This window comes from Actinoplanes sp. NPDC051861, from assembly GCF_040681145.1.
Classification (GTDB): Bacteria; Actinomycetota; Actinomycetes; order Mycobacteriales; family Micromonosporaceae; genus Actinoplanes.
The window spans coordinates 1-23,193 of record NZ_JBFAYE010000029.1 but is presented as its reverse complement, the minus strand read 5'-3'; the positions used below and the strand labels follow the sequence as shown (position 1 = coordinate 23,193).

Here is a 23,193-nt window from a genome sequence, read left to right as displayed (position 1 = left end):
ATGGCCACCACATTCGCCGATCAACTCCGGTCGCTGCCCGACGAAGCGCTGGGCGCGCTCATACAGCTGCGCCCCGATCTCGTCGTGCCGGTGCCCGCCGACATCTCGGCCCTCGCCGTACGCGCGCAATCCCGTAACTCGGTCGCCCGCTGTCTGGACTCCCTCGACGAGTTCACCCTGCTGGTCCTCGACGCCGCCCGCCTCAGCCGGGCCGCCGACACCGCCCTGACCTCGGTGGACGCGATTCTTCAGCTGACCACCGAGGTGTCCGCCGACGACGTACGCGTCGCGGTCGACCGGCTCCGCGTCCGCTTCCTGCTGCACGGCCCGCCGGAGGCACTGCAGGTCGTCGGCGCCGTCGACGAGGTCACCTCGCCGTACCCCGCCGGCCTCGGGCGCCCCGCCGACTACCTCGACGTCCAGGCCGCCGTCCTCGTCGCCGACCGGGCCAGGCTGCGCCGTACGGTCCTCGCCGCCCCCGCCGGCGCCCGCGCCGTGCTGGACCGCCTCGCCGCGGGTCCCCCGATCGGGTCACTCAGCCGGGATTCCATGGCCGAGCCGGTGCGCTGGCTCGTCGACCAGCACATCCTGGTCCCGATCTCGGAGGCCGGCCGCGCACCCCGCCCCGACGGCGAACTCGTCGAGCTGCCCCGCGAGGTCGGCATGCTGCTGCGCCGCGACACCGGCCCGCTCGGCTCGCTGCGCCCGTTCCCGCCGATCCCCGAGGCGCCGGTCCGCGATCTCAAGGCGGTCGACTCGGCCGGCACCGGACAGGCCATGGAGGCGGTACGCGCCACCGAGGCGATCCTGGACGCACTCGCCACCGAGTCCGCCCCGGTCCTGCGAGCCGGTGGCCTCGGCGTCCGCGACCTCAAGCGCCTGGCCCGGGCCGCCGGTCTGGACGAGGCGTCGGCCGCGCTGCTCGTCGAGATCACGTACGCCGCCGGCCTCCTCGGCGAGTCCGAGGTCAACGGCAGTCGTGCCGCCGGCAGCACCGCCCAGGACGTCTTCCTGCCCACCGGCGCGTACGACCTGTGGCGCGCGACCAGCGTCGCCCACCGCTGGGCCGTGCTGGCCCGGACCTGGCTCGCGATGACTCGCCAGCCCGGCCTGATCGGCCGTCGCGACGAACGGGACCGCCCGATCAACGCGCTCGCACCGGACGCCGAACGCGGCGGGGCACCACAGGCGCGCCGCGAGGCCCTGGACGTGCTCGCCGACCTGGAGACCGGTGCCGCACCCACCGTCGAGGACCTGCTCGCACTCCTGGCCTGGCAGGCACCCCGCCGGGCCCGGGGACGGGACGGGGCTCACCGGGACGCGTTCAGTGGCGCGGCTCTGCTCGGGCTCACCGGATTGGGTGCGCTCACCTCGTACGCAAGGCTCTTGCTCGTCAGCCCGGAACCGGACGAGGGTGACCCTCTCGGAGTGCATCCGGAGGATGCCCCCGCCGACGCCGTGCGCGCGCTCGACAACCTGATGCCCGTCCCGGTCGACCACTTCCTGGTCCAGGCCGACCTGACCGTGGTGGTCCCCGGCCCGCCGGAACCCGAACTCGGCGCCGAGCTCGACGACATCGCCGAACCCGAGTCGGCCGGCGGCGCCAGCGTCTTCCGCGTCACCCCGGCCAGCCTGCGGCGCGCCCTCGACGTCGGCTACCGCGCGGACGACCTGCACACCCTGTTCCGCCGCCGCTCTCGCACACCCGTGCCGCAGACCCTCACCTACCTGATCGACGACACCGCCCGCAAACACGGCGGCCTGCGCACCGGCTCGGCCGGCTCCTACCTGCGCAGCGACGACGAGGCCCTGCTCACCGAGGTGCTCGCCGACAAACGCGTCAGCGCGGCCGACCTGCGCCGGATCGCACCCACGGTCCTGGTCAGCCCCCGCCCGGTCGCCCGTCTGCTCGGCACGCTGCGCGAGGCGGGCTACGCCCCGGTGGCCGAGGACGTCGGCGGCGCAACGATGCTCACCCGCCCCAAGGCCCGGCGCGCACCGACCCGCACCCCGCGCATCGCCGAACCGGCCGGCCCACCGGTCCTGGCCGGCCCCCGCCTGGCGGGCGTCGTCGAACAACTACGCCGAGGCGACATCGCCACCCGGGCAGCCCGCCGAGCCCCGGTCACGGTCCGCGCGGCCCAGGGCCAGGCGGTGCCGGGCCTGACGGCGGTGCAGCAGCACTCGCAGGCCATGGCGGTGCTCCAGCAGGCGGTCCGCGACAGGGCCAAGGTCTGGGTGGGGTACGTGGACTCGCACGGCGCCACCCTGTCCCGCCTGGTCCGCCCGGTCTCCCTGAGCGCGGGTTACCTCCGAGCCGAGGACGAACGGGGCGAGAGCTTGCACACATTCGCCCTGCACCGCATCACCGCCGCCGTGACAGAGGAGTAGTCACGCATTGGAGGAGTTCGGCATGCCTGCTGACATGATTCGCGACACCGAGTGGGCGCAAGAACTGATCAACGAGGGCCGCACCGAAGGGCTGCGTCACGGCCTTCTCCAGATCCTGCGGCAACGCGGCGTCGACGGCCAGGCAACCAACCTGATCGCAGCGGCACTCCTCACACACGACGAGACCACCGCACTCATCAGGGCCGCTTTCGACGATCTGGAGGCGTTGCTCGCGCTCGCCGAGTGAACCCTTCGACGGCGTGATGCTGGATCGTGCACCCCCGTTTGATGCACGATCCAGCACACCCGTCACGAGCAACACGCTCGAACACCCGGAAATGTTGCACCCGAATTCGTGGCAGACTGGATGGTCGGCTTTTTCGCGGTGCGGAGGGTTACGAGTGAGCGACGGACCACTGATCGTGCAGTCGGACAAGACCCTGCTTCTGGAGGTGGACCACCCCGACGCTCAAGCCTGCCGGATGGCGATCGCGCCGTTCGCCGAGCTGGAGCGCTCGCCGGAGCACGTACACACTTATCGGCTGACCCCGCTGGGCCTGTGGAACTCGCGGGCCGCCGGTCATGACGCCGAGAGCGTCGTCGACGCGCTGATCAAGTTCTCGCGCTATCCGGTGCCGCACGCGCTGCTCGTCGACGTCGCCGAGACGATGGACCGCTACGGGCGGCTGCAGCTTCTCAACGACCCCGTGCACGGCCTGGTCCTGCGCGGTCTCGACAGGATCGTGCTGATCGAGGTGTCGAAGTCGAAGAAGCTGGCCGGCATGCTCGGCTCGCGGATCGACGACGAGACCATCGCGGTGCACGGCTCCGAGCGCGGCCGCCTCAAGCAGGCGCTGCTGAAACTCGGCTGGCCAGCTGAGGACCTGGCCGGTTACGTCGACGGCGAGGCGCACGCGATCGAGCTGGCACAGGACGGCTGGACCCTCAGGTCGTACCAGCAGGAGGCCGTCGACGGCTTCTGGGCGGGCGGCTCGGGTGTCGTCGTGCTCCCCTGCGGCGCCGGCAAGACGCTGGTCGGCGCCGCCGCGATGGCGACCGCCAAGGCCACCACGCTGATCCTGGTGACCAACACCGTCGCCGGCCGTCAGTGGAAGCGCGAACTGATCGCCCGCACCTCGCTGACTGAGGAGGAGATCGGCGAGTACAGCGGCGAGCGCAAGGAGATCCGCCCGGTCACGATCGCGACCTACCAGGTGCTCACGTCACGACGCGGCGGCGCCTTCACCCACCTGGACCTGTTCGGCGCGCGCGACTGGGGTCTGGTGATCTACGACGAGGTGCACCTGCTGCCCGCGCCGATCTTCCGGTTCACCGCGGATCTGCAGGCCCGGCGCCGGCTCGGCCTCACCGCGACGCTGGTGCGCGAGGACGGCCGGGAGGGCGACGTCTTCTCGCTGATCGGCCCGAAGCGCTATGACGCGCCGTGGAAGGACATCGAGGCGCAGGGTTGGATCGCCCCGGCCGAGTGCGTCGAGGTCCGGGTCACCCTGACGGATGAAGAGCGCATGGCGTACGCGGTGACCGACTCCGAGGAGCGCTACCGGGTCGCGGCCACCGCCCGCACCAAGCTTCCCGTGGTGAAGGCCCTCGTCGACAAGCACCCCGGTGAGCAGGTGCTGGTCATCGGCGGCTTCCTCGACCAGTTGCACGAGCTCGGCGAATACCTCGATGCCCCGATCGTGCAGGGTTCGACCACGAACAAGGAGCGGGAGCGCCTGTTCGACGCGTTCCGTGACGGTTCACTTCGGACACTCGTGCTGTCGAAGGTCGGCAACTTCTCGATCGACCTGCCGGAGGCCGCCGTCGCCATTCAGGTGTCCGGCACGTTCGGCTCGCGCCAGGAGGAGGCGCAGCGGCTCGGCCGGGTGTTGCGGCCCAAGGGCGACGGGCGGCAGGCCCATTTCTACACAGTCGTCTCCCGCGACACCATCGACACCGAGTACGCGGCCCACCGCCAACGGTTCCTCGCCGAGCAGGGGTACGCGTACACCATCGTTGACGCCGACGACGTGAACGCTACCTGAGCAGGTAATACGCGACGACCAGCCCGATGATCACGAAACTGGTGATCCGGATCGGCTTGGAGCCGGTCGATTTCTGCTGTCCCGGGGTGCCGAGCGAACCCTTCGCGAAGGTGACGCTCGGGGCCATGTACTCGAGTGCCACCCCGACCTCGGGCACCGTCAGGTCGAGCACGGCACGGCCGGCCCGGCGCGGCAGCACGTACGGCACATACACCTCGAGACGGTGCGCTCCCGGCGCGACCTGAATCCCGTTCCTCCCCCAGTCCGAACCGGGGAACTCGGCACCGTCCACCAAGATCTTGGGGGTGGTCGCCTTGTACAGCCAGCCGTCGACGGGATGCTTCAGCTCGAGAGCGATGAGAGCCATGGGCGAGCACGATACTGCAAGGACAACCTGGTCGCTGCCCGCTCGGCCCGGATCTCCATGAGGTCGCCGAGGATCACCGCTCGGTCCATGACAACGGGCCGGTCGTCGAGTGCGAACGTGATCCGCTCGCTCACGAAAACAGCACTGCCGGCGGGCCGGCCGAGATGCCGTGCGATCTCCGGGCTGAGCAGATCGGGGACGATCCGCTCCGAGGCCCGAACGATGGTCATCCCAGCATCAGCCAGGGTCAAATAAAGCGATTTGTCGGAGAAATCGGAGGAATCGACTAGCCCGGCCGGCACCCAGGACGTCTGGTAAATGACCGCGCGCCCCGCCAACGACCGCAGACGCGAAAGCCGCAGAACAGAAGGAACCCCGAGCACCTCACGAACCGCCGCCGGAGCCACCTCAACCGCACAACCAAGCACCGAAGTGGACACCTCATGCCCCTGCTCCCGCAGGTCGTCCACAAAACTGCGCAGCGTATCCACCCGATAAGCAGCCTGCACCGGCGCCACGAACGTCCCACGCCCCGCCTGCTGCACGATCAGCCCGTCGTCACGCAACTCCTGCAGAGCCTGCCGCAACGTCATCAGCGTCACGCCGTACCTCTGACTGAGCTCTCTCTGCGCGGGCAACGCCTCCCCCGGCCGATACTCGCCCGCCCGGATCTTCCCGGCCAGATCCGCCGCGATCCGCCGATAGGCGGGCACCCGCGCCAGCGACTCAGTCATGCGTCACAGTCTGCCCGATCAACGGCGCCATACCCGGACCGCCGTGACCCGCACGTTGCCCGCCCGGTCATAGGCCCGGAGCTGCACCTTGATCTTCTTGCCGTACTTCCTGGTGTTGACCGAGAACTGGTAGCCGGCCCGGTAGTCACGAGCCACCACCTTCCCGTTGACCAGCAGCTCAACCCGGGCCACGCCGTTACGGTCGCTGGCCGCAGCGCTCACCTTGACGGTGCCCTTGACCTTGGCCCGGTCCTTCGGCGCCTTGGTCACCTTGAGCGCGGGCGGTGTGTTGTCCACGATCACGGTCCGCCGGACCGTGGTGGTGTTCAGATAGTCGTCGTAGAGCACCCAGGTCAGCACGTTGGCGCCCTCACCGACCCGGACCGACCGGCGGTTCTCGGCACCCAGCGGCGCCTCCCACCCGTTCAGCGTCGCCCGGCTGACCCCGTTGGCGTCGGTTGCCCGAACCGCACTGGTGATCGAGTATCCCCGCACCAGAGCGCCGTTCGCCGGCGTCACCCAGGTGACCGCGGGACCGGTCGCGTCGACCCGCACCTGCCGATGCACCGTGGTGACGTTGCCGGTCGGGTCGTACGCCCGAACCTCCACCGGCACCGTCCGGCTGACCCGCCCGAAGTCGTAGTTGATCGACCAACCGGTGCCGCGCAGCGCGCCGTCGATCCACCACTCGACACGGGCGACGTCCGCCTCGTCCGGTGACCACACCGCCAGGACCTGGTGATCCGCGCCGACCGTCTCCCGGATCCAGTTCGGGCCCGCTTCGATGTCCGGGCCGGTCCGGTCGAGCCGGTAGCCGAGATACTCGGTGGCCTGGTTGCCGGCCACGTCCGTCGCCACCACCGTCACCGCGGCGAAGTCACCCGAGTCCGGGGTCTGCCAGCGCAGCTCCCACGGCGCCGCCGTCACCCGGCTCAACTCCGCCCCGGAGGGGTCGGACAGTACGAGCGAGGCCAGGTCGTCAGGGGCATCGACGGGTTTGATCGTGGTGACGCCGCGGGGCAGCACGACATCCTCAGCGGGCGCATACAGGGAGGACGGCGCGGTGTTGTCGACCCGGACCCGAGTGGTGAGTTCGGCGCTGTTGCGCGCGGCGTCGTACACCCGAACCGTGATGTCCGCCTCGCTGCCGTCCGGGACGTCGCCGAGCCATGCCTGCACCGGCCGGGTCACGTAGTCCCGGAAGTAGTGACCCCGGTTCAGCTCGCCGTTGACCAGCACCTCGGCAACGAGCACACCGACGTTGTCGCTGAAGACGGGCTCGAACGTCGGCTGACGCTTGAGCACCTGTCCCTCGGTGAGCCCGGTGCTGGTCAGCACCGGCGGCGTCGTGTCCGGCTCGTCGGCGAAGGCCGGCACCGAATTGATGAGGAGGATCAAGGAAGTCGACAGGGCCGCGACGGCGGCACCCCGGAGAACACCCACGGTGGAACCATACGAGGGTTGATCAAGTGTGTCGATCCGGTACTCGTGGTCCACCCTCGAGCGCCCCCGCCAGCAGATCCCCGTGCTCCTCGACGCGTTCCAGCACCTCACTCGCCCCGAACTGCCGCGCCTCGCTCTCCCCGGTGGCCATCGCCACGACCTCGTCCCACGTCAGCGGCGCCGATGCGGTCGGCTTCTCCCCCGCCCGCAGCGAATACGGCGTCACCGTCGTCTTCGCCGCCGCGTTCTGGCTCCAGTCGATGAAAACCTTGCCCGGCCTGACGGCCTTCGCCATCTTCGCGGTGATCGAGCCGGGGACCAGCGCCGCCAGCTCTTCGGCGATTTTTTTGGCGTACGCGGAAACGCGCTCGGAATCCTGCGAGCCCGCGATCGGGCAGCACAGTTGCATGCCTTTCTTCCCCGACGTCTTCGGGTACGCGTCGATCCCGTCCTCAGCGAGCCGGTCCCGCATCAGGGTCGCCACCGCGCTGCACTCCTTGAGCCCGGCCGGCGCACCCGGGTCCAGGTCGACCACCATGAGATCCGGATCGGACCCGATCCGCCACTGCGGGGTGTGCAGTTCGATCGCCGCCAGGTTGGCGAGCCAGACGAGGGTGGGCAGGTCGTCGACCACCACGAAATCGATCGTCTCGCGGCTCTTGGTCGACCCCGGCACCGGCAGGGTCTCCAAGCGCACCCACTCGGGCGTACCCCCGGGCTTGTTCTTCTCGAAGAAATGCAGGTCGTCGACGCCGTTCGGGTAGCGAATCCGGGTCGCCGGCCGCCCTCGCAGATAGGGCAGCATCACCGGCGCGATCCGCGTGTAGTAGTCGATCAGCTCGCCCTTGGTGAACCCGGCCGCCGGGTACATCAGCTTGTCGAGGTTGGAGATCTCTATCTCGCGGCCGTCGATCCGCGCCACGAATCGGTCACGAGGCATCCTCGGCACACTCCTCGGGCGTCTTGTCGTCGCGTAGCCGCAGAAACCGGGGGAACCGCAGGCGACGGTCCGGTGTCTGGTTGCCGTACCGGATCTCGGCGACCAGCTCCGGTCGTACCCAATGTGCCCCTCGCGAATCCTCGCGCGGCACCGCGCCCGGAGCGAACGGCGAGTCCCCGGTCGCGAGCGGCCCCAGCCGCGCCAGCAGTTCCTTCTCCTTGACCGCGCCGATGCCGCCGCCCACCCGGCCGCGGAACGCGAGCCCGTCCGGCGTCGGCACCCCCACCAGCAGCCCGCCCAGTTTCCGGGCGCCCGGCCGCCATCCGCCGATCACGTAGTCGCCGGTCTGGTCGAACTTCACCTTGACCCAGTCCGCCGACCGCCGCCCCGGCAGGTAGACCGAGTCCGAACGCTTGGCCATCACACCCTCGAGGTGGTTCTCCCGGGCCGCCGCCGCGGTGGCCGCACCGTCGCCGAACGACGGCGGCACCATCCAGCGTGGCCCCGCGAGGCCAAGTTCCTCCAGGCGTTCCCGGCGCGCGAGATACGGCAGGCCCGTGTAGTCCAGCCCGTCCAGGAAGAGCAAATCAAAGATCATGTACGTGACCGGCAGCGCCGCCGCCAGCCGTGCCGCCCGGTTCCGGTCCCGCACGTGCATCCGCTCGGCGAGGGCCGTGAACGACGGCCGCCCCTTCGCGTCGAGGACCACCATCTCGCCGTCAAGCAGCGTGCCCTCGGGAAGGTGCAGGTCAGCGATCTCCGGGTATGCGGTGGTGACGATCGCGCCGGAGCGCGCGAACAGCTCCGGAGACCCACCGGCGAACAGCGCCAGAACCCGGACGCCGTCCCACTTGAACTCGTAGCTCCAGTCCGGTCCCACCGGCAACCCGCCCGCGGTCGCGAGCATCGGGGACAGAGGTGGGCCCGGCACCCGATCACCATAGGCAGAAGCAATCACCTTACGCAGGCGTCTCAGTGATGCCATTCTGATCAGGGGTCCGGACACTCGATCTCGATGAGGAGCCGATCATGCGAGCGATCTGGAAAGGCGCCGTCTCGTTCGGTCTGGTATCGATCGCGGTGAAGCTGTATTCGGCCACCGAGGAGAAGGACATCCGCTTCCACCAGGTGCACCGCACCGACGGCGGCCGCATCAAGTACCAACGGACCTGCTCGGTCGACGGCGAGGTGGTCAGCTACGACGACATCGCCAAGGGGTACGACATCGGCGGCGGCGAGATGGTGATCCTGACCGACGAGGACTTCGCCGATCTCCCGCTGAGCACGTCGCGGGCCATCGACGTGCTGGAGTTCGTCCCGGCCGAGCAGATCGACCCCATCCTGTTCGCGAAGGCGTACTACCTGGAGCCCGAGGGCCAGGCCGCCAAGCCGTACGTGTTGCTGCGCGACGCCCTGCGCGACGCCGACCGGGTGGCCATCGTCAAGATCGCGATCCGCCAGCGGGAGCAACTCGCCACCCTGCGGGTCCGCGACGACGTCCTGGTCCTCAACACGATGATGTGGCCCGACGAGGTACGCACCCCCGACTTCGGCTTCCTCGACGAGGACATCGAGACCCGGCCCGCCGAGCTCGCCATGGCCAGCTCGCTGATCGACTCGATGGCCGGCAGCTTCAAGGCCGACGAGTTCACCGACAACTACCGGGCGGCGCTCCAGGAGGTCATCGACGCGAAGGTCGAGGGCCGTGAGGTGGTCCAGCCGGAGGAGGCCGACGAGGAGCCGGCCGCGGCGATCGACTTGATGGCGGCGCTGAAGGCCTCGGTCGAGCGGGCGCGCAAGGCCAGGGGCGAGGACGCCCCGGCCGCACCCGCGAAGAAGACAGCCGCCGCGAAGAAGGCGACACCGGCGAAGAAGGCCGCCAAGCCCGCTCGTAAATCCGCGTGACTATTGTTTTCCCGTGGCATTGACGTGGGCGGAGTCTTACCTTGGCCGGGTCCGGGCTAGCGTCGGCGACACCGACACGATCTTCTTCGTCGGGGCGCGGACCGTGGTGCTCGACGACCAGAACAGGCTTCTGCTGATCCAGCGCTCCGACAACCACCGCTGGGCCATCCCGGCGGGCGCCATGGAGCTGGGCGAGAGCATGGAGGACTGCGCGATCCGGGAGCTGTGGGAGGAGACCGGGCTGCGGGCCACCTCGCTCACGCCGTACGCGTTCTACACCGCGTACACGTACACGAACGAATACCGTCACACGTACCAGCAGGTGCTGATGACCTTCGTGGTGCACGCCTGGGAGGGTGAGCTGCTCAGGCAGACCGACGAGAGCGTCGACGCCGGCTTCTTCCCGCTGGACGCGCTGCCCGGTCAGCAGTCCTTCATCATCAACGAGGCCCTCGCCGACCTCGCCGAGTTCCAGAGCTCCGGCCGCCTCGTCATGAAGTGATCGAGACGAAAATCGCGGTGCGGGTAAGGGTGGCCTAAGGCAGGATTGCCACCCGTGACACCCCGCAAACGCCGCTTCGCGCTGGATCTGACCCCGCTCCGGACCTCCCGGGACTTCCGGCTCGTCTTCGCCGGCGGCGTGGTGACGGCTTTCGGCTCGTTCATCAGCTACGTCACGATCCCGTTCCAGGTGGCGGCGCTCACCGACGACCCGCTGATGGTCGGCCTGATCGGCGTCTGCGAGCTCGCCCCGCTGCTGATCATGTCGTTCGTCGGCGGCGCGCTCGCCGACTACATCGACCGCCGCATCCTGGTCCGCGCCAGTGAGGCGATGCTCGCCCTGATCTGCGGCCTCCTGTTGATCAACTCGCTCTCCGAGACCCCGCATCTCTGGCTGCTCTACGTCGCGGCCTTCCTCACCGCCGCGGTGGCCGGCCTTCAGCGCCCAGCTCTGGAGGCGATGATCCCGCGCCTGGTGAAGCCGGAGGAGTTGCCCGCCACGATGGCGCTGCAGTCGCTCGGCATGCAGTTCGCGCAGCTCTTCGGCATGCCGCTCGCCGGCATCCTGCTCGCCAGCTTCGACCTCGCCTGGGTGTACGCGTTCGACCTGCTCACCTTCGCCGTCTCGCTGGTCTGCCTGAGCCTGGTCCGCGCGGTCCCGCCGCCGCCGTCCGCCGACCGCCCGTCGCTGAGCAGCGTCGTCACCGGCCTCAGGTACGCGAAGTCCCGCCCCGAACTGCTCGGCACCTACCTGGTCGACATCAACGCGATGTTCTTCGGCATGCCGTCAGCGCTCTACCCGTTCCTGGCCACCAAACTCGGCGGCCCCCAGGTCCTCGGCCTGCTGTACGCCGCACCCGCCGTCGGCTCCCTGCTCGCCACGTTCGGTTCCGGCTGGACCGCGCGCGTGCACCGGCACGGGCTCATGGTCCTGGTCGCCGCCGCGTTCTGGGGCGTCGGCATCATCGGGGTCGGCCTCTCCGGCACCCTCTGGCTGACCCTGTTCTGCCTGGCCTTCGCCGGCGCCGCCGACATGATCTCCGGCATCTTCCGCATGATCATCTGGAACCAGACGATCCCCGACCACCTGCGCGGCCGTCTCGCCGGCATCGAGATGCTCTCGTACACGACCGGCCCCCTGCTCGGCCAGCTCCGCGCCGGCGCGATGGCCCGCACCGGCCTGGGCGTCTCCGGCTCGATCTGGATGGGCGGCGTCCTCTGCGTCGCCGGCACCCTCGCCCTGGCCGCCGCCCTGCCGAAGCTGGTCCGCTACAACGGCAAGGACGGCATGGCCCTGAAGAAGGCCGCCGACGACGACTGGGCCGCCACCGCGGCCCACCGCGCCTGAGGTTTATCTCTTACGAGGCGCGACTCGGAGAGGGCGGTTTCAGCGCCGGAGTCAGCACGAGCGACAGCACCAGCAGCATCCCCACAGCCAGCAGCCCCCGTGACACCGTGACGTGATCCCCCAGGAACCCGATCAACGGCGGCCCGCCCAGGAAGGCGCAGTATCCGATCGACGCCACCACCGCCACCCGAGCCGGTGCCTTCGCCGGCTCGTCAGCCGCGGCGCTCATCCCGACGGGGAACCCGAGCGACGCCCCGAGGCCCCACAGCAGCGCACCGGCGAACGCGATCGGCGTGGCGAATCCGAACACGAACAACCCCAGCCCCACCAGGCTCGTCACGGCGAGAACACGCAGCACCGGTACCCGGCCGTACCGATCCAGCAGGCCCGGCCCGTACCACCGGCCGACCGTCATGGCGGCCAGGAACACCGCGAAGCCGAGCGTCCCCACCGCGGCCGGCGCACCGTAGTCATCGATCAGCGCGACACTGATCCAGTCGATCCCGGCACCCTCGGTGAACGCGAAGGCCAGCACGAACACGCCGATCAGGAGCGTGCGCGGTTCACGCCACGTCGACAGCGCGCGCCCGAAACCCCCACCCGGCTCGGTCGGCTCCGGTGCGTCGTCCGGCAGATAGCTTCCCACCGTCGCCACCACGGCGGCCGCCGCCAGAATCACGCAAACGGTCATGTGCACGGTCACCGAGATACCGAGAGCCACCGCACCCGCTCCGGCCAGCGCCCCCGCAACCGTTCCCACGCTGTACCCGGCGTGGAACCGCGGCATGATCGACCGCTCCAGCCCACGTTCGACGATCGTGCCCTGCACGTTCATCGCCACGTCCCAGGCGCCCGTCGCGAAGCCGTACAGATAGAGACCCACGATCACCGGCAGCACGCCGAACTGGTAGCCGACCGCCACCACGGTCAGCGCCACTCCGAGCAGGACAGCCGTCGCGCCGACCGTGCGCCGGGAGCCGAAACGCCCGACGATATGCCCGGCGAGCGGCAACGAGGTGATCGAGCCGACGGCGATGCTGAGCAGCACCAGCCCCAGCTGGGAGGGTGTCAGGCCGAGTTCGTCGCGGATCTGCGGGATGCGAGCGGCGAAGCTCGCCATGGCCACACCGAGGAATATGAATGAGATGTAGACGGCTCGGGTGGAGGCCCGCAGGTCCGTCGGCACGACTGTGCTCAAGTATCGCCCCGTGAATCGTGAGGAAGGTTCACTGGCGACCGTATCTAAACTTCCCCTGTGCACGAAGACCCTGAGTGGGACGTCGCAGTGATCGGTGCCGGCCCCGCGGGCCTGGCGGCGGCGCACGCGGCGGCTTCGGGCGGTGCGCGGGTCGTCGTTCTGGAGCGCGCCGAGCACCCGCGATACAAGACCTGCGGCGGCGGTCTGCTCGGAATCGCGCTGCGGATAAGTGCCGAGACCCTCGATGTGCCAGCCCGGGACGAGATCAACGCGGTCACGTTCACCCATGACGGGCGGCGGGCTTTCACCCGCCGATCGCCCGGCAAGCCGGTGGTCACCATGGTGCGGCGGTCCGACTTCGATCACGCTTGGCTGCGCGCGGTGGTCCGGGCGGGTGCGACGGTCAGGCAGAGGTGCCTGGTCCGAGCCGTTTCACAGAGCGAGCGTACGGCTACCGTGAGCCTGGCCGACGGGAGCGACTTGACGGCAGGCGTGGTGATCGGCGCTGACGGTTCCGCCGGTGTCAGCACTCGTCACGTCGGTGTCACGTTCGACCAGCAGGATCTCGGTCTCGAGGTGGAACTCGCCGCGACACCGTCCGACCGGTCCCGGTGGCGTGGCCGTCTGCTGCTCGACTGGGGTCCCGTGCCCGGCTCATACGGCTGGCTGTTCCCGAAGGACGACCAGCTCACCGTCGGCGTGATCATGGAGAAGGGCCGGGGCGCCGAGACCCGCCACTACCTGCGTGACCTGGTGTCCCGCCTCGGTCTCACCGACCGGGAGGTGCTGCGGGACTCGGGCCACCTGACCCGCTGCCGCAGTGGCACGGCACCCCTGCGCCGCGGTCGGATCCTCGTCGCCGGCGACGCCGCCGGACTGCTCGAACCCTGGACCCGCGAGGGCATCAGCTACGCCCTGCGCTCCGGGACCTGGGCCGGCACGGTCGCGGCGGCGGGTGGCGACCTGAGTGCGTACGACCGGATGGTCACCGACGGTCTGGCACCCGAGATGGCCGCGGGACAGCGCCTGCTCGGGCTGTTCGGCAGACATCCCGCGCTGGTGCACGCCGCATTCGCCAGCCCGTTCGGCTGGCGCGCGTTCACCGGATTCTGCCGCGGTGAGCTGCCGATGACCCGCGTGCTGGGTCACCGCGCGATGCGGGCCGCGGTGGGCATGCTCGGGGGCCGGCCCGCGGATGCCGGGCCGGCCACCGGTTGAGGTCCTCCGTCGAGGCCTTCAGAAGCGCCGTCGAGGTTTTCAGAAGCCCAGTCGAGGCTTTCAGAAACGCAACTGCCAGGGCGCCCATTGCACCGGCTCGGCGAAACCGCCGCGGCGTGCCTCTCGAGCCCCGGCCGCGGACAACGGCCCCTCGCGGCTCGATTTCACTCCGGTGCCGATCAGCCTGGTCTCGAACCAGGACCCACTCATTCCACGCCTGACGCGTTCCCAGAGCCCGCCCTCGATCAACGCGGCGGCGTGGAGACGAAGCCTTTCCACCAGTTCTCGCGGATCCTCTCCGCAGATGTCACACGCGCAGGCCGGCAGCGATTCGGCCCACCATCGCCCGAGAACCATCCTGATCCCGGGGTCGGTGAAATGGATCGCCAGTGGCGCCGCGGTGGGCATGCGGGGAATGAGCCGGACGGTCCGCACGAGCGCGTCATCGAGCCCGAGCGGCTCCTTGTTCTCTCGCCGCTCCACCAGGTAGTGGTCGGCGAACTCGTCCAGCATGTCGTCGGCCGCCTCATGCAGAAGAGCGAAGCGGTCGATGTCGGTGGCGCGCGCGTAGCCGTCCACCTCTGCAGTATGCCGCGCTCGGCCCGCGACACTCTGCTGCTCCGGCAGAAGCGGAGTCATTCGAAACCGAAGTCTCCGGCCTTGACTCCCGCGACGAACGCGTCCCACTCCTCCTCGGTGAAGGAGAGATGGGCGGATCCGGGGCGCTTGGAATCACGAACGAGGAAGTGGTCTCCGACCCGCGCTACCTCGACACATGCCCCACTCGCACAGTGACCGCTACGACGCCATCGCGGCTCTTCCGTCGGTTTGATCATGGATGCACCTCCCGTGACGGTTCGAGTCCACGGTAAGCGAATGAGCCCAAGGCGCAGGATGAATGAAAACGAAACGACGCCGCTTATCACCTCAAATGTGAGGTATGCGGCGTCCATTAGCGATGAAATACGAATTTTGTGAGTATTTTTTGACCGGCCCGCCCCGCGTCGAAATGGTTTAGCGCAGAGCGGGCTGGCCGACGACTATCAGAAGCGGAACTCACCCGCGGTGACGCCCTCGACGAACGCGTCCCACTCTGCCTTCGTGAAACTGAGTGTCGCGGCCTGAGGGTTCTTCGAGTCGCGAATCAGGTACTGGTCGTCGACCTTGGCAACCTCGACGCAGGTTGACGTTCCGCAACGGCTGCTCTTACGCCATGCGGGCACGTTCATGTCTCCCATTGTGGACCTTCCACGGTTGGTGCCGGACCGGCGAAGACGGCCGCGGCCTTGGTTATCGGGTTTCCCCAGGCGGACGACCGGTCGTACCGCCCTCGAGGAGGTTTTCTATCCGTCGCTGGATGAAGTTGATCGTGTCTTCCTCATTGGCGACCTCTTGCCAGACCTTGTCGTAACGGGCGCGGTGTTTCGCGGTCACTTCTCGGTCTTCGATCATTTCGTCGCTCAGCCCGGTCTCCCGGTAGAGCACTTCACCCTCGCTCAGAGCGAGCAGGTCGAAGCTGGCGTTGTTCGTCACCGGGGCGTCGAGCGAGAACGGCACCATCCGCACCCGGATCGTGCCCGCCTCGGCGCGTGCCTTCAGGTCCTGCAACTGCTCGGCGAACACGGCCGAACCGCCGATGGTCCGCCGCAGCACCGACTCGTCGAGCATGAGCAGCAACTGCACGTCCCTGCCGGCTCGTTCGAGCAGCGCCTGACGCCGGCGCATCCGCGCGTCGATGCGCCGCCGGCGTTGGTCCTCGGTGAGTTCGTCCTCGTATCGGGTCATCAGCGCGGTCGCATACGCGGTCGTCTGGAGTGGACCCGGAATGTAGTAGACCGAGTAGGAACGGATCTCGTCGGCCTCGCTCTCGTACTCGATCAGTTTACGCATCGAGTCGGTGAGTTGATCGCGAAATTCCGACGTCTGATACCACGCCTGTCGCTGCCTGGTGCGCGCGATCCTGGTGTCCGCAAGAAGCGACGCAATGGTCGCTTTGTCCTTTATGCCGAGGTAATTCAAAAGCGGGCGCAGATCGTTCGGGGAGATGCTGACGTCCCCGTTCTCGATCCGGATCACCTTGCTGAGAGACCACTCCATCTCTTCGGCGACCTGGTTTTGGGTGAGGTCGGCTCGCTCTCGCGCCTCACGGAGCGCGAGTCGCACCCGTCGGCGCGCGATCGTAGGCGAGTCGCCCTCAGCCATGAGTCCTTCATCGTCGAAGTCTGTGGTCACCGGCAGTAGCGGCGGTCTTGCTAACTGCTACCTCGCTGTCTGCCAGTTGGCAGGCAGCGAGGTCGCGGACATCTTATTACTGTCCTATCAGAACGAGAGGTGCAAGGGGCGGTTTTGATCGAATAGAGATCTCACCCGAGAGGTCTTCGCAAAATGACCTGGTCAAGCCGCTGCCAGGCCATAACCCCACGAGGTGCGCCGGGTGTCCTCCATGGCTCGCCGCAGTGCTCGGCTCACCTGGTTGAACACTCGCGGCTCGGCCGAAGAGTAGAGCACCACAGCGCTGCCGCGATACTGCGCATGCAGCTCCCAGCGGCCCGGTTCGCGCCAGCTGGCCACTACAGCGGGTGTGGCCAGGGCAAGGAAGGCGATCACGTAGAGAGCGGGATCCGCCAGAAAAGCCCAGCCGGCCGCCGCGGCGAACACCGTAGCCCCGGCCAGAAGCGGGGCGAAGGGCCGGACACGAGCCGGCGCCTGAACCAGGCCGACATTACGCAGATGGTGAATGTTGAATACCAACCGTGCGGAGGTGGTCCGCCAGACGAACTGGTCATCGGTCACCTTGGCGTCGGGTCCGTCATAGTAGGTGCGTGTGCGCATGGCGAACTCCTCTTCGCTTTTCCTTGCGAGGGGGAGAACAGCGGGCCACCATTGGCGCCAGGGACATCCCCGCCTCGCTCGTGTTGCTACGAACGGAGCTTGGAAGCAGGAAGCCGGTTCGGATGCCTGAGCTCTGCGACTTGCTTGGCTTGCGAACTGCATAGCTTGCGACTTGCATAGCTTGCGAACGTGCTAGGTCGTGAAACTTGCCTAGAGGCGGACAACGGCACCCGTTTGCCGCCGGGTGCCGTTGTTAGTCCTTGAAGGGCCCGTTGCCGCGAGCCCTTCGGTTACTGCCCTTCTTGTTGCTCCCTCCAGCTCCACCCTTGTGCTCTATCAGTAGTGAAGCACGCCACCCCGCTCCCCGCCACCATTCAATCTGCCATGTTGCAGACTGCGTACAAGCTCCCCTGGTGGGATGCGGTGTCCGCCTCGGGCACGCGCCGCGGCGTTTCGGCCCCGAACCGATCGGGTAGGCCAAACCCGGATGCCGCGATGAGCCTGTATTTTCGCAGGTGGGAAGGGCGATAGCCGGATGGAGAGCCGATTGATTGTCGCGGGCCAGGCGGTGCAGCCGATATTGGTGATGTTCCCGCTCGGTCTCTTCGCGATGGCCGCAATGTTTGATATGGCCGATTTGCTGGGCGGGCCTAGCATTCTCGGCGCACTGGCCTACTGGAACCTCGTCGCCGGCTTGTTCGCCGGCGTGCTGGCGGCGCTGGCCACCGCCGTTGACGTGGCGTTCGTCCGCCACCCGAGTGCACGCCGTCTCGGCGTGCTGCGCGCCCTCGTCAACATGGGTGTGCTGGTGACCTTCGCGGTCATCCTGATGCTCCGGATGCGCGCGCCGGATCGCGCGATCGGCGGCGGGCTGTTCGCGGTCGAGCTGCTCGCACTCGCCCTGGCCGGATACGGCGCCTGGTTCGGCGGCAAAGTCGCCACCGGCCAAGCTCCGGCGTTTGCTCGCGCTGTTGCCGGGAACCGCAACTAGAGACGGCAGACGCCCGGGGGTATCCGGAAGGAGCACACACGATGACCGCATCGATCAAGGGAAAGCGCGTGGCTTTCCTGGCGACCGACGGCGTGGAGGAGGTCGAGTACACCGAACCGCGCAAGGCTGTCGAGACGGCCGGCGGGACGGCGGAACTCATCTCGATCAAGCCAGGCGACATCCAGGCCGTCAACCACATGGACAAGGCCGGCACGTACAAGGTCGAGCGGCAGGTCAGCGAGGCCGACGCCGCCGACTACGACGCGCTGGTCCTGCCCGGCGGTGTCGCCAACCCCGACTTCCTGCGAGCGGACACCGACGCGGTGCGTTTCGTCCGCGACTTCGTCAACACCGGCAAGCCGGTCGCCGCGATCTGCCACGGCCCATGGACGCTGGTCGAGGCGGGCGTAGTCGACGGCCGGACGCTGACCAGCTGGCCCAGCCTGCGCACCGACCTGGTGAACGCGGGCGCGACCTGGGTCGACGAGCAGGTGTTCGTCGACGGCGGCCTGATCACGAGCCGCAATCCCGACGACCTTCCGGCCTTCTGCGAGGCTCTGGTCGACCAGGTCGCCGCGTAAGCGTCACCCTGTAAGCGGCAAAAGCGTTTCGTCTCTTTCCAGCTGACCGATCGGCCAGGGACCTTCGCTCTGCGGACATTAGTTCGCAGGAGGTCTGGAACCGGACGCCCGGGCGCCGGGAGACTGCGTCTGCGACGCCGGGAAGCGACACGCAAGACGAAGGTCAGGGGCTGACCTCTCGAGGGGGCAAGGGCCAGGAACCACTTCGGGTTCCTGGCCCTTGCGTTTGCCGAACACCGGGCGCCGCTGACCTCGCCCAACGAAAAGCCCGCTGAGCTGCGGAAAACGCCTGCCAAGATCTGACAGCGTTCCGCTATCTCTGCGGACTTCGTGCGGACTGAATGCGGACTACTCGATCTTGAGGTTCGGAGTTCGGCGTGCTCCCGACCAGAGTCAGCGGCACACGGCTCGGCCGTCGAGCGGCATGGTCGCCACCATGCTCCTTCACAGGAACACCGTGCCGCCTGAGGCGCCGTACCGTGGACGGAAGCATCTTCCTATGAACCTGCTGGAGGTGACTTAGTCGATGAGCGTGGGAGTGGTCGAACACGAGGCACCAGACTCGCTGACCCTGCGACTCAACCGCCTCGACGGCCACCACTACGTCGAGGAAGCCGTCGTGAAGACCGGCGCGAGCCTGACCTCCGAGCACCCGTTCCGACTCGAACTCGACACCCGGTCTCTCGTCCGCCGCTGACAGTCATAGCCGCCTGCAGCTCAGCCATCCCACCGACACCACCTATTCGAGGGCAAGCCTCGAAGCGGCGCGGCAGCAACTTCAGCGCGACCACACGCTCGCCTTCCACTTGCCTCAGCCCGCGTTCAAGCGGTGGCGTCAGAACCAGGTCCATGGGCGGACAAGTCGGCACAGCCGTCCCCGCCACCGTGCACGCCGAGGATGCAAGAAGACCTCGATATCCTCCCGTGCGTTGCCAGCAGTCCCCCGGACGTGGGGCCGAGCACGTGCCTGACGAAGCGCCGCGACTACGCGATCCTCGTCAAGTCGGCCGTAAACCCTCGCCACGTGCCCCAGGCAGGTAGCGGCGAGCGCCTGGACCTGGTGGTCTTCATGATCGAGCAGGGCCAAGTAGAGGTCCTGCGCCTCTCTCCAGTCGCCGTCGCCGTACAGCGCGCATCCGACCATGGCGTCCAAGGCACCGGAAATGTCCTCACGGTCCAAGGCCATCCGTACATCGTCCGGCCTTGCGGTCGGAGGGTTATGAAAGGTGCGGTGCTCATGACCCATGGCGACATTTTCGACGATCAGGGCCCGGCTGCGGTATGACCTCCAAGTCAAGCACCGGGGGATCCACCGATGGTGGAGTTCATCGACGTGACGCTGACGCCCTATGTGGACTCGCAGAAGTGCAGGGGGACCGGCAAGTGCCGGGCACGGCTGGCCTGGTCGGTCCGGAGCGGGGCCAACAATCGCCTAGAAGTCATCCCCGCTCCGGCGCTCAACCGCCACCTCAGAAGGAAGGGCTGAGATGCCCAAGTGAGTCGACGCTGCCCGCGTAGCGACACTGACAACCACCGTATGGCGTACCTGCGGCGGCTGCGCGCAAACTCAAGCCGCTGCCCGACACGGTCGACCGGTGCGCATCCTGCACGACCTCAGAGCTCGCGAGCGAATCTCTCGGAACCCCGCTGAGGGCGTCCGGCTGCCTCGGGTATCGAGAGGAACCGGTCTTCCTGGACCACGACCAGGTGGCAGAGCTAGCGGACGCCTGCGAACCATACGGCCCGCTCGTCCGCTTCCTGGCATAAACAGGGTTGCGCTGGGGGCGAGATGTCCGCACTCCGGGTCAGCCGCTTGGACCTGCTCCGGCGCAGGGTAACCGTGGCGGTCGCGTTCAGCGAGGTACGTAGCGAGCTGCTCGCCGTGGCCGCCTGCGCGAACGTGAAGGCCGTTCAGCGCATGCTCGGCCACGCCTCCGCAGCCATGACCCTCGACGTCTACGCGGGCCTCTTCGGCGACGACCTGGACACGGTCGCTACAAGGCTGGATGAGGCGGCCACGGCGCGTAACGCGGACTATTTTGCGGACTGCGGGCTTTCCGAACCCCGTCACAGACCTCACCAAACGAAGAACCCCAGGCCGATGACCTGGGGTTTCTCACAGAGCCGCCTGACGGAATCGAACCGTCGACCTACGCATTACGAGTGCGTCGCTCTAGCCGACTGAGCTAAGGCGGCAACGAGAACCAAGTGTACGGCATCGACCTTTCCGGCTTGGCGGGGGACGCCTGATGTCGTACCTCGTGACTAGTGTGCATGTCGTGACGGAGGATAAGTCGATGGCGATCGCTCCCCATCAGGGTCCGGCCGAGTCCGAGCCGACTGTGCCTGACCGGCCCCGCACTCTCGATCCGCAGGAGCTCGGGTTCACGCCCAAGGCGCCGATCGGCTGGCTTGCTCCATTGCTGCTGCTCAGCACAGGGCTGCGGGCGCTGCTGGCGATCCTGTTCGGTGCCTACCTGGACAAGCGCGAGCTGCAGAACGCGTTGGACGGTGACTTTTTCGATCACTCGGCGACGGCGGACGGCGACATCTGGCTGGATTACGTGGCGGACCTCGGTGACGGGTTCGACGCCACCTATTCGGTGGCGTACCTTCTGGCCCAGTCCGAGCTGGATATCGATGGGGAGAAATTGCCGCGCGGGCGGCTGCTCCTGATGGGTGGCGACCAGGTCTATCCGCTGGCCAGCGGCGACGGCTACGAGAATCGGATGAAGGGCCCGTATCGCGCGGCCTTGCCGGAGGCGCCGGCTGGGGTGCCGCGACCCACGCTTTTCGCTTTGCCGGGAAACCATGATTGGTACGACGGCCTGACGGCTTTCCTACGGCTCTTCGCCCGGCGCAAGGACGGCCACATCGGCGGTTGGCGTACCGAGCAGCGCCGCTCGTATTTCGCGGTGAAGCTTCCGGCGAACTGGTGGCTGTTCGCCGTGGACGAGCAGTTCGGGGCGTACATCGACGACCCTCAGCTGCTCTATTTCGAGAAGGCGGCGCGGGAGGTCGGGCCGGACGACCGGGTCATTCTGATGACGCCGTCGCCGACCTGGGTGAAGGCCGTCGACAAGCCGGAGGCGTACGACGCGGTCGACTACTTCATCCGGACCATCCTGGCACCCACTCAGGCGCACGTGCGTGTTCTGGTCTCCGGTGACCTGCATCATTACGCGCGCTACACCGGCGAGGACCGGGAACTGATCACTTGTGGCGGCGGCGGGGCGTACACGCTGGGGACCCAGGATCTGCCGGACCAGATCATGGTGCCGCCGAAAGAGACGCTGACCAGGAGCCGGAGCCGCAGCAGGCCCTACGATCTGGCGGCCACGTTCCCGAACGCCGAAACCTCCACCAAGCTGGGCTGGGGCGTCTTCCATCGCCTACCGCGCCGCAACGCCGGGTTCGCCACGATGCTCGGAATCATCCAGACGTTGACGATGCTGGCGATGGCCGGCGCGGCCAGTCAGGGCGGGGACATCCAGCGGCTGTTCAGCATTCCGCTCGTACTCATGCTTTTCATCATCATGGCCGCAACGGTTCTCTTCGCGAAGCCACCCGGCGCCGACGCTTTCGCTAAACATTCGCGCCACTGGATCCTCGGCATAGCGCACGGACTGGCCCAGATCGCGCTCGCGGCGGGTGGCACCTGGGTGTGGCTCCAGCTCCCGTTCCGCGACTGGCAGTGGCCCGGACCCCTGGTCGTGGCTGCCGTCGTCTACGGCCCCCTGATCGCCATCGTGTCAACCCAGCTGTGCGCCCTCTACCTGCTCATCTCCGGCCGCTTCGGCGTAAACCTGAACGAGCTGTTCGCCGGCCAGGGCATCGAGGACGCCAAGAGCTTCCTACGAATGCACATCGACGCAGGCGGAACCCTCACCATCCACCCGATCGGCGTCAACAAGGTCTGCAAAAAATGGGAGGCAGACCCAGCAGGAAATTCACAAGCACCTTGGGTACGCCCAGCGGCACCACTGATGGCACACCGAATCGAAAAGCCCATCGTGGTGGCCGGCCCTCGAGCCAAACGCCCCTGACCAGGCCTGAGCACCTTCGCGGCCTGCCATATGACGTGAGCAGCCCACCGCACAAGATCGAAGTAAAGGCGTCCGGAGGTTCAGCGAGAGGCCCCGCCATCCCCCTCGAAGACCGGCAGGTCCAGGCCCCGACTGAGGATCCTCAGCACTTCTACCTATACGTCGCTGTCTTCGGGCCGGAAGGGGGCGAGGAGAGGACCAGGCTCGCCGCGGATCAGCGATCTGGCTGCGTCTTGAGAGCAGGCCCGGGGTACGCCATACGGTGGTTGTCAGTGTTTCGCGGGGGTGGTGTGGGCTAGCTTCGGTGCTCTCAGCTCTGCCTTCGGGTGGTGGTTGAGCGCCGGAGCGGGGATGACTTCTAGGTGGTCGTTGGCCCCGCTCCGGACGTGAGGTGCTCTCTTGTGAGCAGCACAGTTTTAATCTAGTCGCATGACAGGATTGTCGCACGTCAAGAGTGCGGCCCGGCGTCGCGCCATCAAAGCCGCGTCCTCCGATACATCAATGCCTCGCGCTGTGTTGTACCTGCGAATGAGCATGGACAGGACTGGAGCAAATGCTGGTCTAGATGTTGTGACCGAAGACGTTGTTCACACGGCCAGTCGAGTGATCGGTGGGTGTCCTCCGAGGGCTGAGTGGCTGCGTGCAGTGTTGTA

The 23,193-nt window shown here is 67.8% G+C and carries 24 protein-coding genes and 1 tRNA gene; 13 read left to right on the top strand and 12 right to left on the bottom strand.

Translation table 11 applies throughout. The features are described from left to right. The 3 genes from AB0M02_RS42425 (at position 1) to AB0M02_RS42415 (ending at position 4,436) form a co-directional block, all read left to right on the top strand. A complete protein-coding gene (locus AB0M02_RS42425; protein WP_364238142.1) occupies positions 1-2,391 on the top strand; it encodes a helicase-associated domain-containing protein in 2,391 nt (796 codons plus the stop codon). 22 nt (positions 2,392-2,413) lie between these two features. After that, entirely contained in the window at positions 2,414-2,638 is a 225-nt protein-coding gene (locus AB0M02_RS42420; protein ID WP_364238140.1) for a hypothetical protein, read from the top strand. 154 nt (positions 2,639-2,792) lie between these two features. Then, positions 2,793-4,436, top strand: a complete 1,644-nt coding sequence (locus AB0M02_RS42415; RefSeq protein ID WP_364238138.1) for a DNA repair helicase XPB — start codon at positions 2,793-2,795, stop codon at positions 4,434-4,436. On the opposite strand, the gene AB0M02_RS42410 is transcribed toward AB0M02_RS42415, so the two are convergent. The 5 genes from AB0M02_RS42410 to ligD (AB0M02_RS42390) are packed head-to-tail and all read right to left on the bottom strand — an operon-like array spanning position 4,429 to position 8,851. After that, the gene (locus AB0M02_RS42410; protein ID WP_364238136.1) at positions 4,429-4,803 is read right to left on the bottom strand and encodes a hypothetical protein; all 375 of its coding nucleotides are present in this window, start codon (positions 4,801-4,803) and stop codon (positions 4,429-4,431) included. The two genes, AB0M02_RS42415 and AB0M02_RS42410, sit on opposite strands and share 8 nt — an antisense overlap. Beyond that, positions 4,779-5,537 (bottom strand): GntR family transcriptional regulator, encoded by a 759-nt coding sequence (locus tag AB0M02_RS42405; protein WP_364238134.1) that lies wholly within the window; start codon positions 5,535-5,537, stop codon positions 4,779-4,781. Before AB0M02_RS42405 ends, AB0M02_RS42410 begins: the two co-directional genes overlap by 25 nt. Before the next feature lie 18 nt (positions 5,538-5,555). Then, positions 5,556-6,980, bottom strand: a complete 1,425-nt coding sequence (locus AB0M02_RS42400) for an Ig-like domain-containing protein (RefSeq protein WP_364238132.1) — start codon at positions 6,978-6,980, stop codon at positions 5,556-5,558. Positions 6,981-7,002: 22 nt separating this feature from the next. Continuing rightward, positions 7,003-7,920 carry a non-homologous end-joining DNA ligase gene (ligD, locus tag AB0M02_RS42395; protein ID WP_364238130.1) on the bottom strand — a complete coding sequence of 306 codons (918 nt, stop codon included), beginning with the start codon at positions 7,918-7,920 and terminating at the stop codon, positions 7,003-7,005. Next, positions 7,910-8,851, bottom strand: a complete 942-nt coding sequence (ligD, locus tag AB0M02_RS42390; RefSeq protein WP_364238128.1) for a non-homologous end-joining DNA ligase — start codon at positions 8,849-8,851, stop codon at positions 7,910-7,912. Before ligD (AB0M02_RS42390) ends, ligD (AB0M02_RS42395) begins: the two co-directional genes overlap by 11 nt. A gap of 98 nt (positions 8,852-8,949) precedes the next feature. On the opposite strand from ligD (AB0M02_RS42390), the gene AB0M02_RS42385 reads away from it, so the two are divergent. Genes AB0M02_RS42385 through AB0M02_RS42375 form a run of 3 tightly spaced genes read left to right on the top strand, consistent with a single transcriptional unit; the run spans position 8,950 to position 11,674 of the window. Next, entirely contained in the window at positions 8,950-9,825 is an 876-nt protein-coding gene (locus tag AB0M02_RS42385) for a Ku protein (protein WP_364238126.1), read from the top strand. A 13-nt stretch (positions 9,826-9,838) separates the two neighbouring features. After that, positions 9,839-10,327, top strand: a complete 489-nt coding sequence (locus AB0M02_RS42380; RefSeq protein ID WP_364238124.1) for an NUDIX domain-containing protein — start codon at positions 9,839-9,841, stop codon at positions 10,325-10,327. Positions 10,328-10,381: 54 nt separating this feature from the next. Continuing rightward, positions 10,382-11,674, top strand: a complete 1,293-nt coding sequence (locus tag AB0M02_RS42375) for an MFS transporter (protein ID WP_364238122.1) — start codon at positions 10,382-10,384, stop codon at positions 11,672-11,674. A gap of 10 nt (positions 11,675-11,684) precedes the next feature. Here the strand turns inward: AB0M02_RS42375 and AB0M02_RS42370 are convergent, their stop codons facing one another. Beyond that, complete coding sequence (locus AB0M02_RS42370; protein ID WP_364238120.1) at positions 11,685-12,872, bottom strand: MFS transporter; 1,188 nt, start codon at positions 12,870-12,872, stop codon at positions 11,685-11,687. A 57-nt stretch (positions 12,873-12,929) separates the two neighbouring features. Here AB0M02_RS42370 and AB0M02_RS42365 point away from each other — a divergent pair, with 57 nt between their 5' ends. Next, complete coding sequence (locus AB0M02_RS42365; RefSeq protein WP_364238118.1) at positions 12,930-14,090, top strand: geranylgeranyl reductase family protein; 1,161 nt, start codon at positions 12,930-12,932, stop codon at positions 14,088-14,090. A 60-nt stretch (positions 14,091-14,150) separates the two neighbouring features. Here the strand turns inward: AB0M02_RS42365 and AB0M02_RS42360 are convergent, their stop codons facing one another. The 5 genes from AB0M02_RS42360 to AB0M02_RS42340 all read right to left on the bottom strand — a co-directional run bounded on the left by AB0M02_RS42360 (position 14,151) and on the right by AB0M02_RS42340 (position 16,922). Beyond that, positions 14,151-14,669 (bottom strand): DUF6226 family protein, encoded by a 519-nt coding sequence (locus AB0M02_RS42360; RefSeq protein WP_364238117.1) that lies wholly within the window; start codon positions 14,667-14,669, stop codon positions 14,151-14,153. Positions 14,670-14,725: 56 nt separating this feature from the next. After that, positions 14,726-14,926 carry a DUF397 domain-containing protein gene (locus AB0M02_RS42355; RefSeq protein ID WP_364238115.1) on the bottom strand — a complete coding sequence of 67 codons (201 nt, stop codon included), beginning with the start codon at positions 14,924-14,926 and terminating at the stop codon, positions 14,726-14,728. Positions 14,927-15,133: 207 nt separating this feature from the next. After that, positions 15,134-15,328 carry a DUF397 domain-containing protein gene (locus AB0M02_RS42350; RefSeq protein WP_364238113.1) on the bottom strand — a complete coding sequence of 65 codons (195 nt, stop codon included), beginning with the start codon at positions 15,326-15,328 and terminating at the stop codon, positions 15,134-15,136. A 52-nt stretch (positions 15,329-15,380) separates the two neighbouring features. Beyond that, on the bottom strand, positions 15,381-16,322 hold the full coding sequence (locus AB0M02_RS42345; RefSeq protein ID WP_364238111.1) for a helix-turn-helix transcriptional regulator: 942 nt from the start codon (positions 16,320-16,322) through the stop codon (positions 15,381-15,383). 162 nt (positions 16,323-16,484) lie between these two features. Then, on the bottom strand, positions 16,485-16,922 hold the full coding sequence (locus AB0M02_RS42340) for a DUF6232 family protein (RefSeq protein ID WP_364238110.1): 438 nt from the start codon (positions 16,920-16,922) through the stop codon (positions 16,485-16,487). Positions 16,923-17,457: 535 nt separating this feature from the next. Here AB0M02_RS42340 and AB0M02_RS42335 point away from each other — a divergent pair. From AB0M02_RS42335 to AB0M02_RS42315, 5 genes are all read left to right on the top strand, one after another. Then, a complete protein-coding gene (locus AB0M02_RS42335) occupies positions 17,458-17,913 on the top strand; it encodes a DUF2231 domain-containing protein (RefSeq protein ID WP_364238108.1) in 456 nt (151 codons plus the stop codon). A gap of 41 nt (positions 17,914-17,954) precedes the next feature. Continuing rightward, on the top strand, positions 17,955-18,494 hold the full coding sequence (locus AB0M02_RS42330; RefSeq protein WP_364238106.1) for a type 1 glutamine amidotransferase domain-containing protein: 540 nt from the start codon (positions 17,955-17,957) through the stop codon (positions 18,492-18,494). A 526-nt stretch (positions 18,495-19,020) separates the two neighbouring features. Then, positions 19,021-19,191: a hypothetical protein gene (locus AB0M02_RS42325; RefSeq protein ID WP_364238105.1), complete on the top strand. Its 171-nt coding sequence runs from the start codon at positions 19,021-19,023 to the stop codon at positions 19,189-19,191. A 201-nt stretch (positions 19,192-19,392) separates the two neighbouring features. Continuing rightward, positions 19,393-19,779: a hypothetical protein gene (locus tag AB0M02_RS42320; RefSeq protein ID WP_364238104.1), complete on the top strand. Its 387-nt coding sequence runs from the start codon at positions 19,393-19,395 to the stop codon at positions 19,777-19,779. Between the two features lie 30 nt (positions 19,780-19,809). Then, entirely contained in the window at positions 19,810-19,980 is a 171-nt protein-coding gene (locus tag AB0M02_RS42315) for a hypothetical protein (RefSeq protein ID WP_364238102.1), read from the top strand. 636 nt (positions 19,981-20,616) lie between these two features. On the opposite strand, the gene AB0M02_RS42310 is transcribed toward AB0M02_RS42315, so the two are convergent. Beyond that, positions 20,617-20,690, bottom strand: a tRNA-Thr gene (locus tag AB0M02_RS42310). A gap of 101 nt (positions 20,691-20,791) precedes the next feature. On the opposite strand from AB0M02_RS42310, the gene AB0M02_RS42305 reads away from it, so the two are divergent. Next, positions 20,792-22,540, top strand: a complete 1,749-nt coding sequence (locus AB0M02_RS42305; RefSeq protein WP_364238262.1) for a metallophosphoesterase — start codon at positions 20,792-20,794, stop codon at positions 22,538-22,540. Positions 22,541-23,193 lie beyond the last annotated feature (653 nt).

Coding starts and splice junctions, on each gene's coding strand:
- AB0M02_RS42405 (WP_364238134.1), bottom strand. CDS start 5,537: ATGACTGAGTCGCTGGCGCGGGTGCCCGCCTATCGGCGGATCGCGGCG.
- ligD (WP_364238130.1), bottom strand. CDS start 7,920: ATGCCTCGTGACCGATTCGTGGCGCGGATCGACGGCCGCGAGATAGAG.
- AB0M02_RS42425 (WP_364238142.1), top strand. CDS start 1: ATGGCCACCACATTCGCCGATCAACTCCGGTCGCTGCCCGACGAAGCG.
- AB0M02_RS42335 (WP_364238108.1), top strand. CDS start 17,458: ATGGAGAGCCGATTGATTGTCGCGGGCCAGGCGGTGCAGCCGATATTG.
- AB0M02_RS42410 (WP_364238136.1), bottom strand. CDS start 4,803: ATGGCTCTCATCGCTCTCGAGCTGAAGCATCCCGTCGACGGCTGGCTG.
- AB0M02_RS42340 (WP_364238110.1), bottom strand. CDS start 16,922: ATGCGCACACGCACCTACTATGACGGACCCGACGCCAAGGTGACCGAT.
- AB0M02_RS42305 (WP_364238262.1), top strand. CDS start 20,792: ATGGCGATCGCTCCCCATCAGGGTCCGGCCGAGTCCGAGCCGACTGTG.
- AB0M02_RS42325 (WP_364238105.1), top strand. CDS start 19,021: ATGAGCGTGGGAGTGGTCGAACACGAGGCACCAGACTCGCTGACCCTG.
- AB0M02_RS42315 (WP_364238102.1), top strand. CDS start 19,810: ATGGTGGAGTTCATCGACGTGACGCTGACGCCCTATGTGGACTCGCAG.
- AB0M02_RS42330 (WP_364238106.1), top strand. CDS start 17,955: ATGACCGCATCGATCAAGGGAAAGCGCGTGGCTTTCCTGGCGACCGAC.
- AB0M02_RS42320 (WP_364238104.1), top strand. CDS start 19,393: ATGCAAGAAGACCTCGATATCCTCCCGTGCGTTGCCAGCAGTCCCCCG.
- AB0M02_RS42350 (WP_364238113.1), bottom strand. CDS start 15,328: ATGGGAGACATGAACGTGCCCGCATGGCGTAAGAGCAGCCGTTGCGGA.
- AB0M02_RS42385 (WP_364238126.1), top strand. CDS start 8,950: ATGCGAGCGATCTGGAAAGGCGCCGTCTCGTTCGGTCTGGTATCGATC.
- AB0M02_RS42420 (WP_364238140.1), top strand. CDS start 2,414: ATGCCTGCTGACATGATTCGCGACACCGAGTGGGCGCAAGAACTGATC.
- AB0M02_RS42355 (WP_364238115.1), bottom strand. CDS start 14,926: ATGATCAAACCGACGGAAGAGCCGCGATGGCGTCGTAGCGGTCACTGT.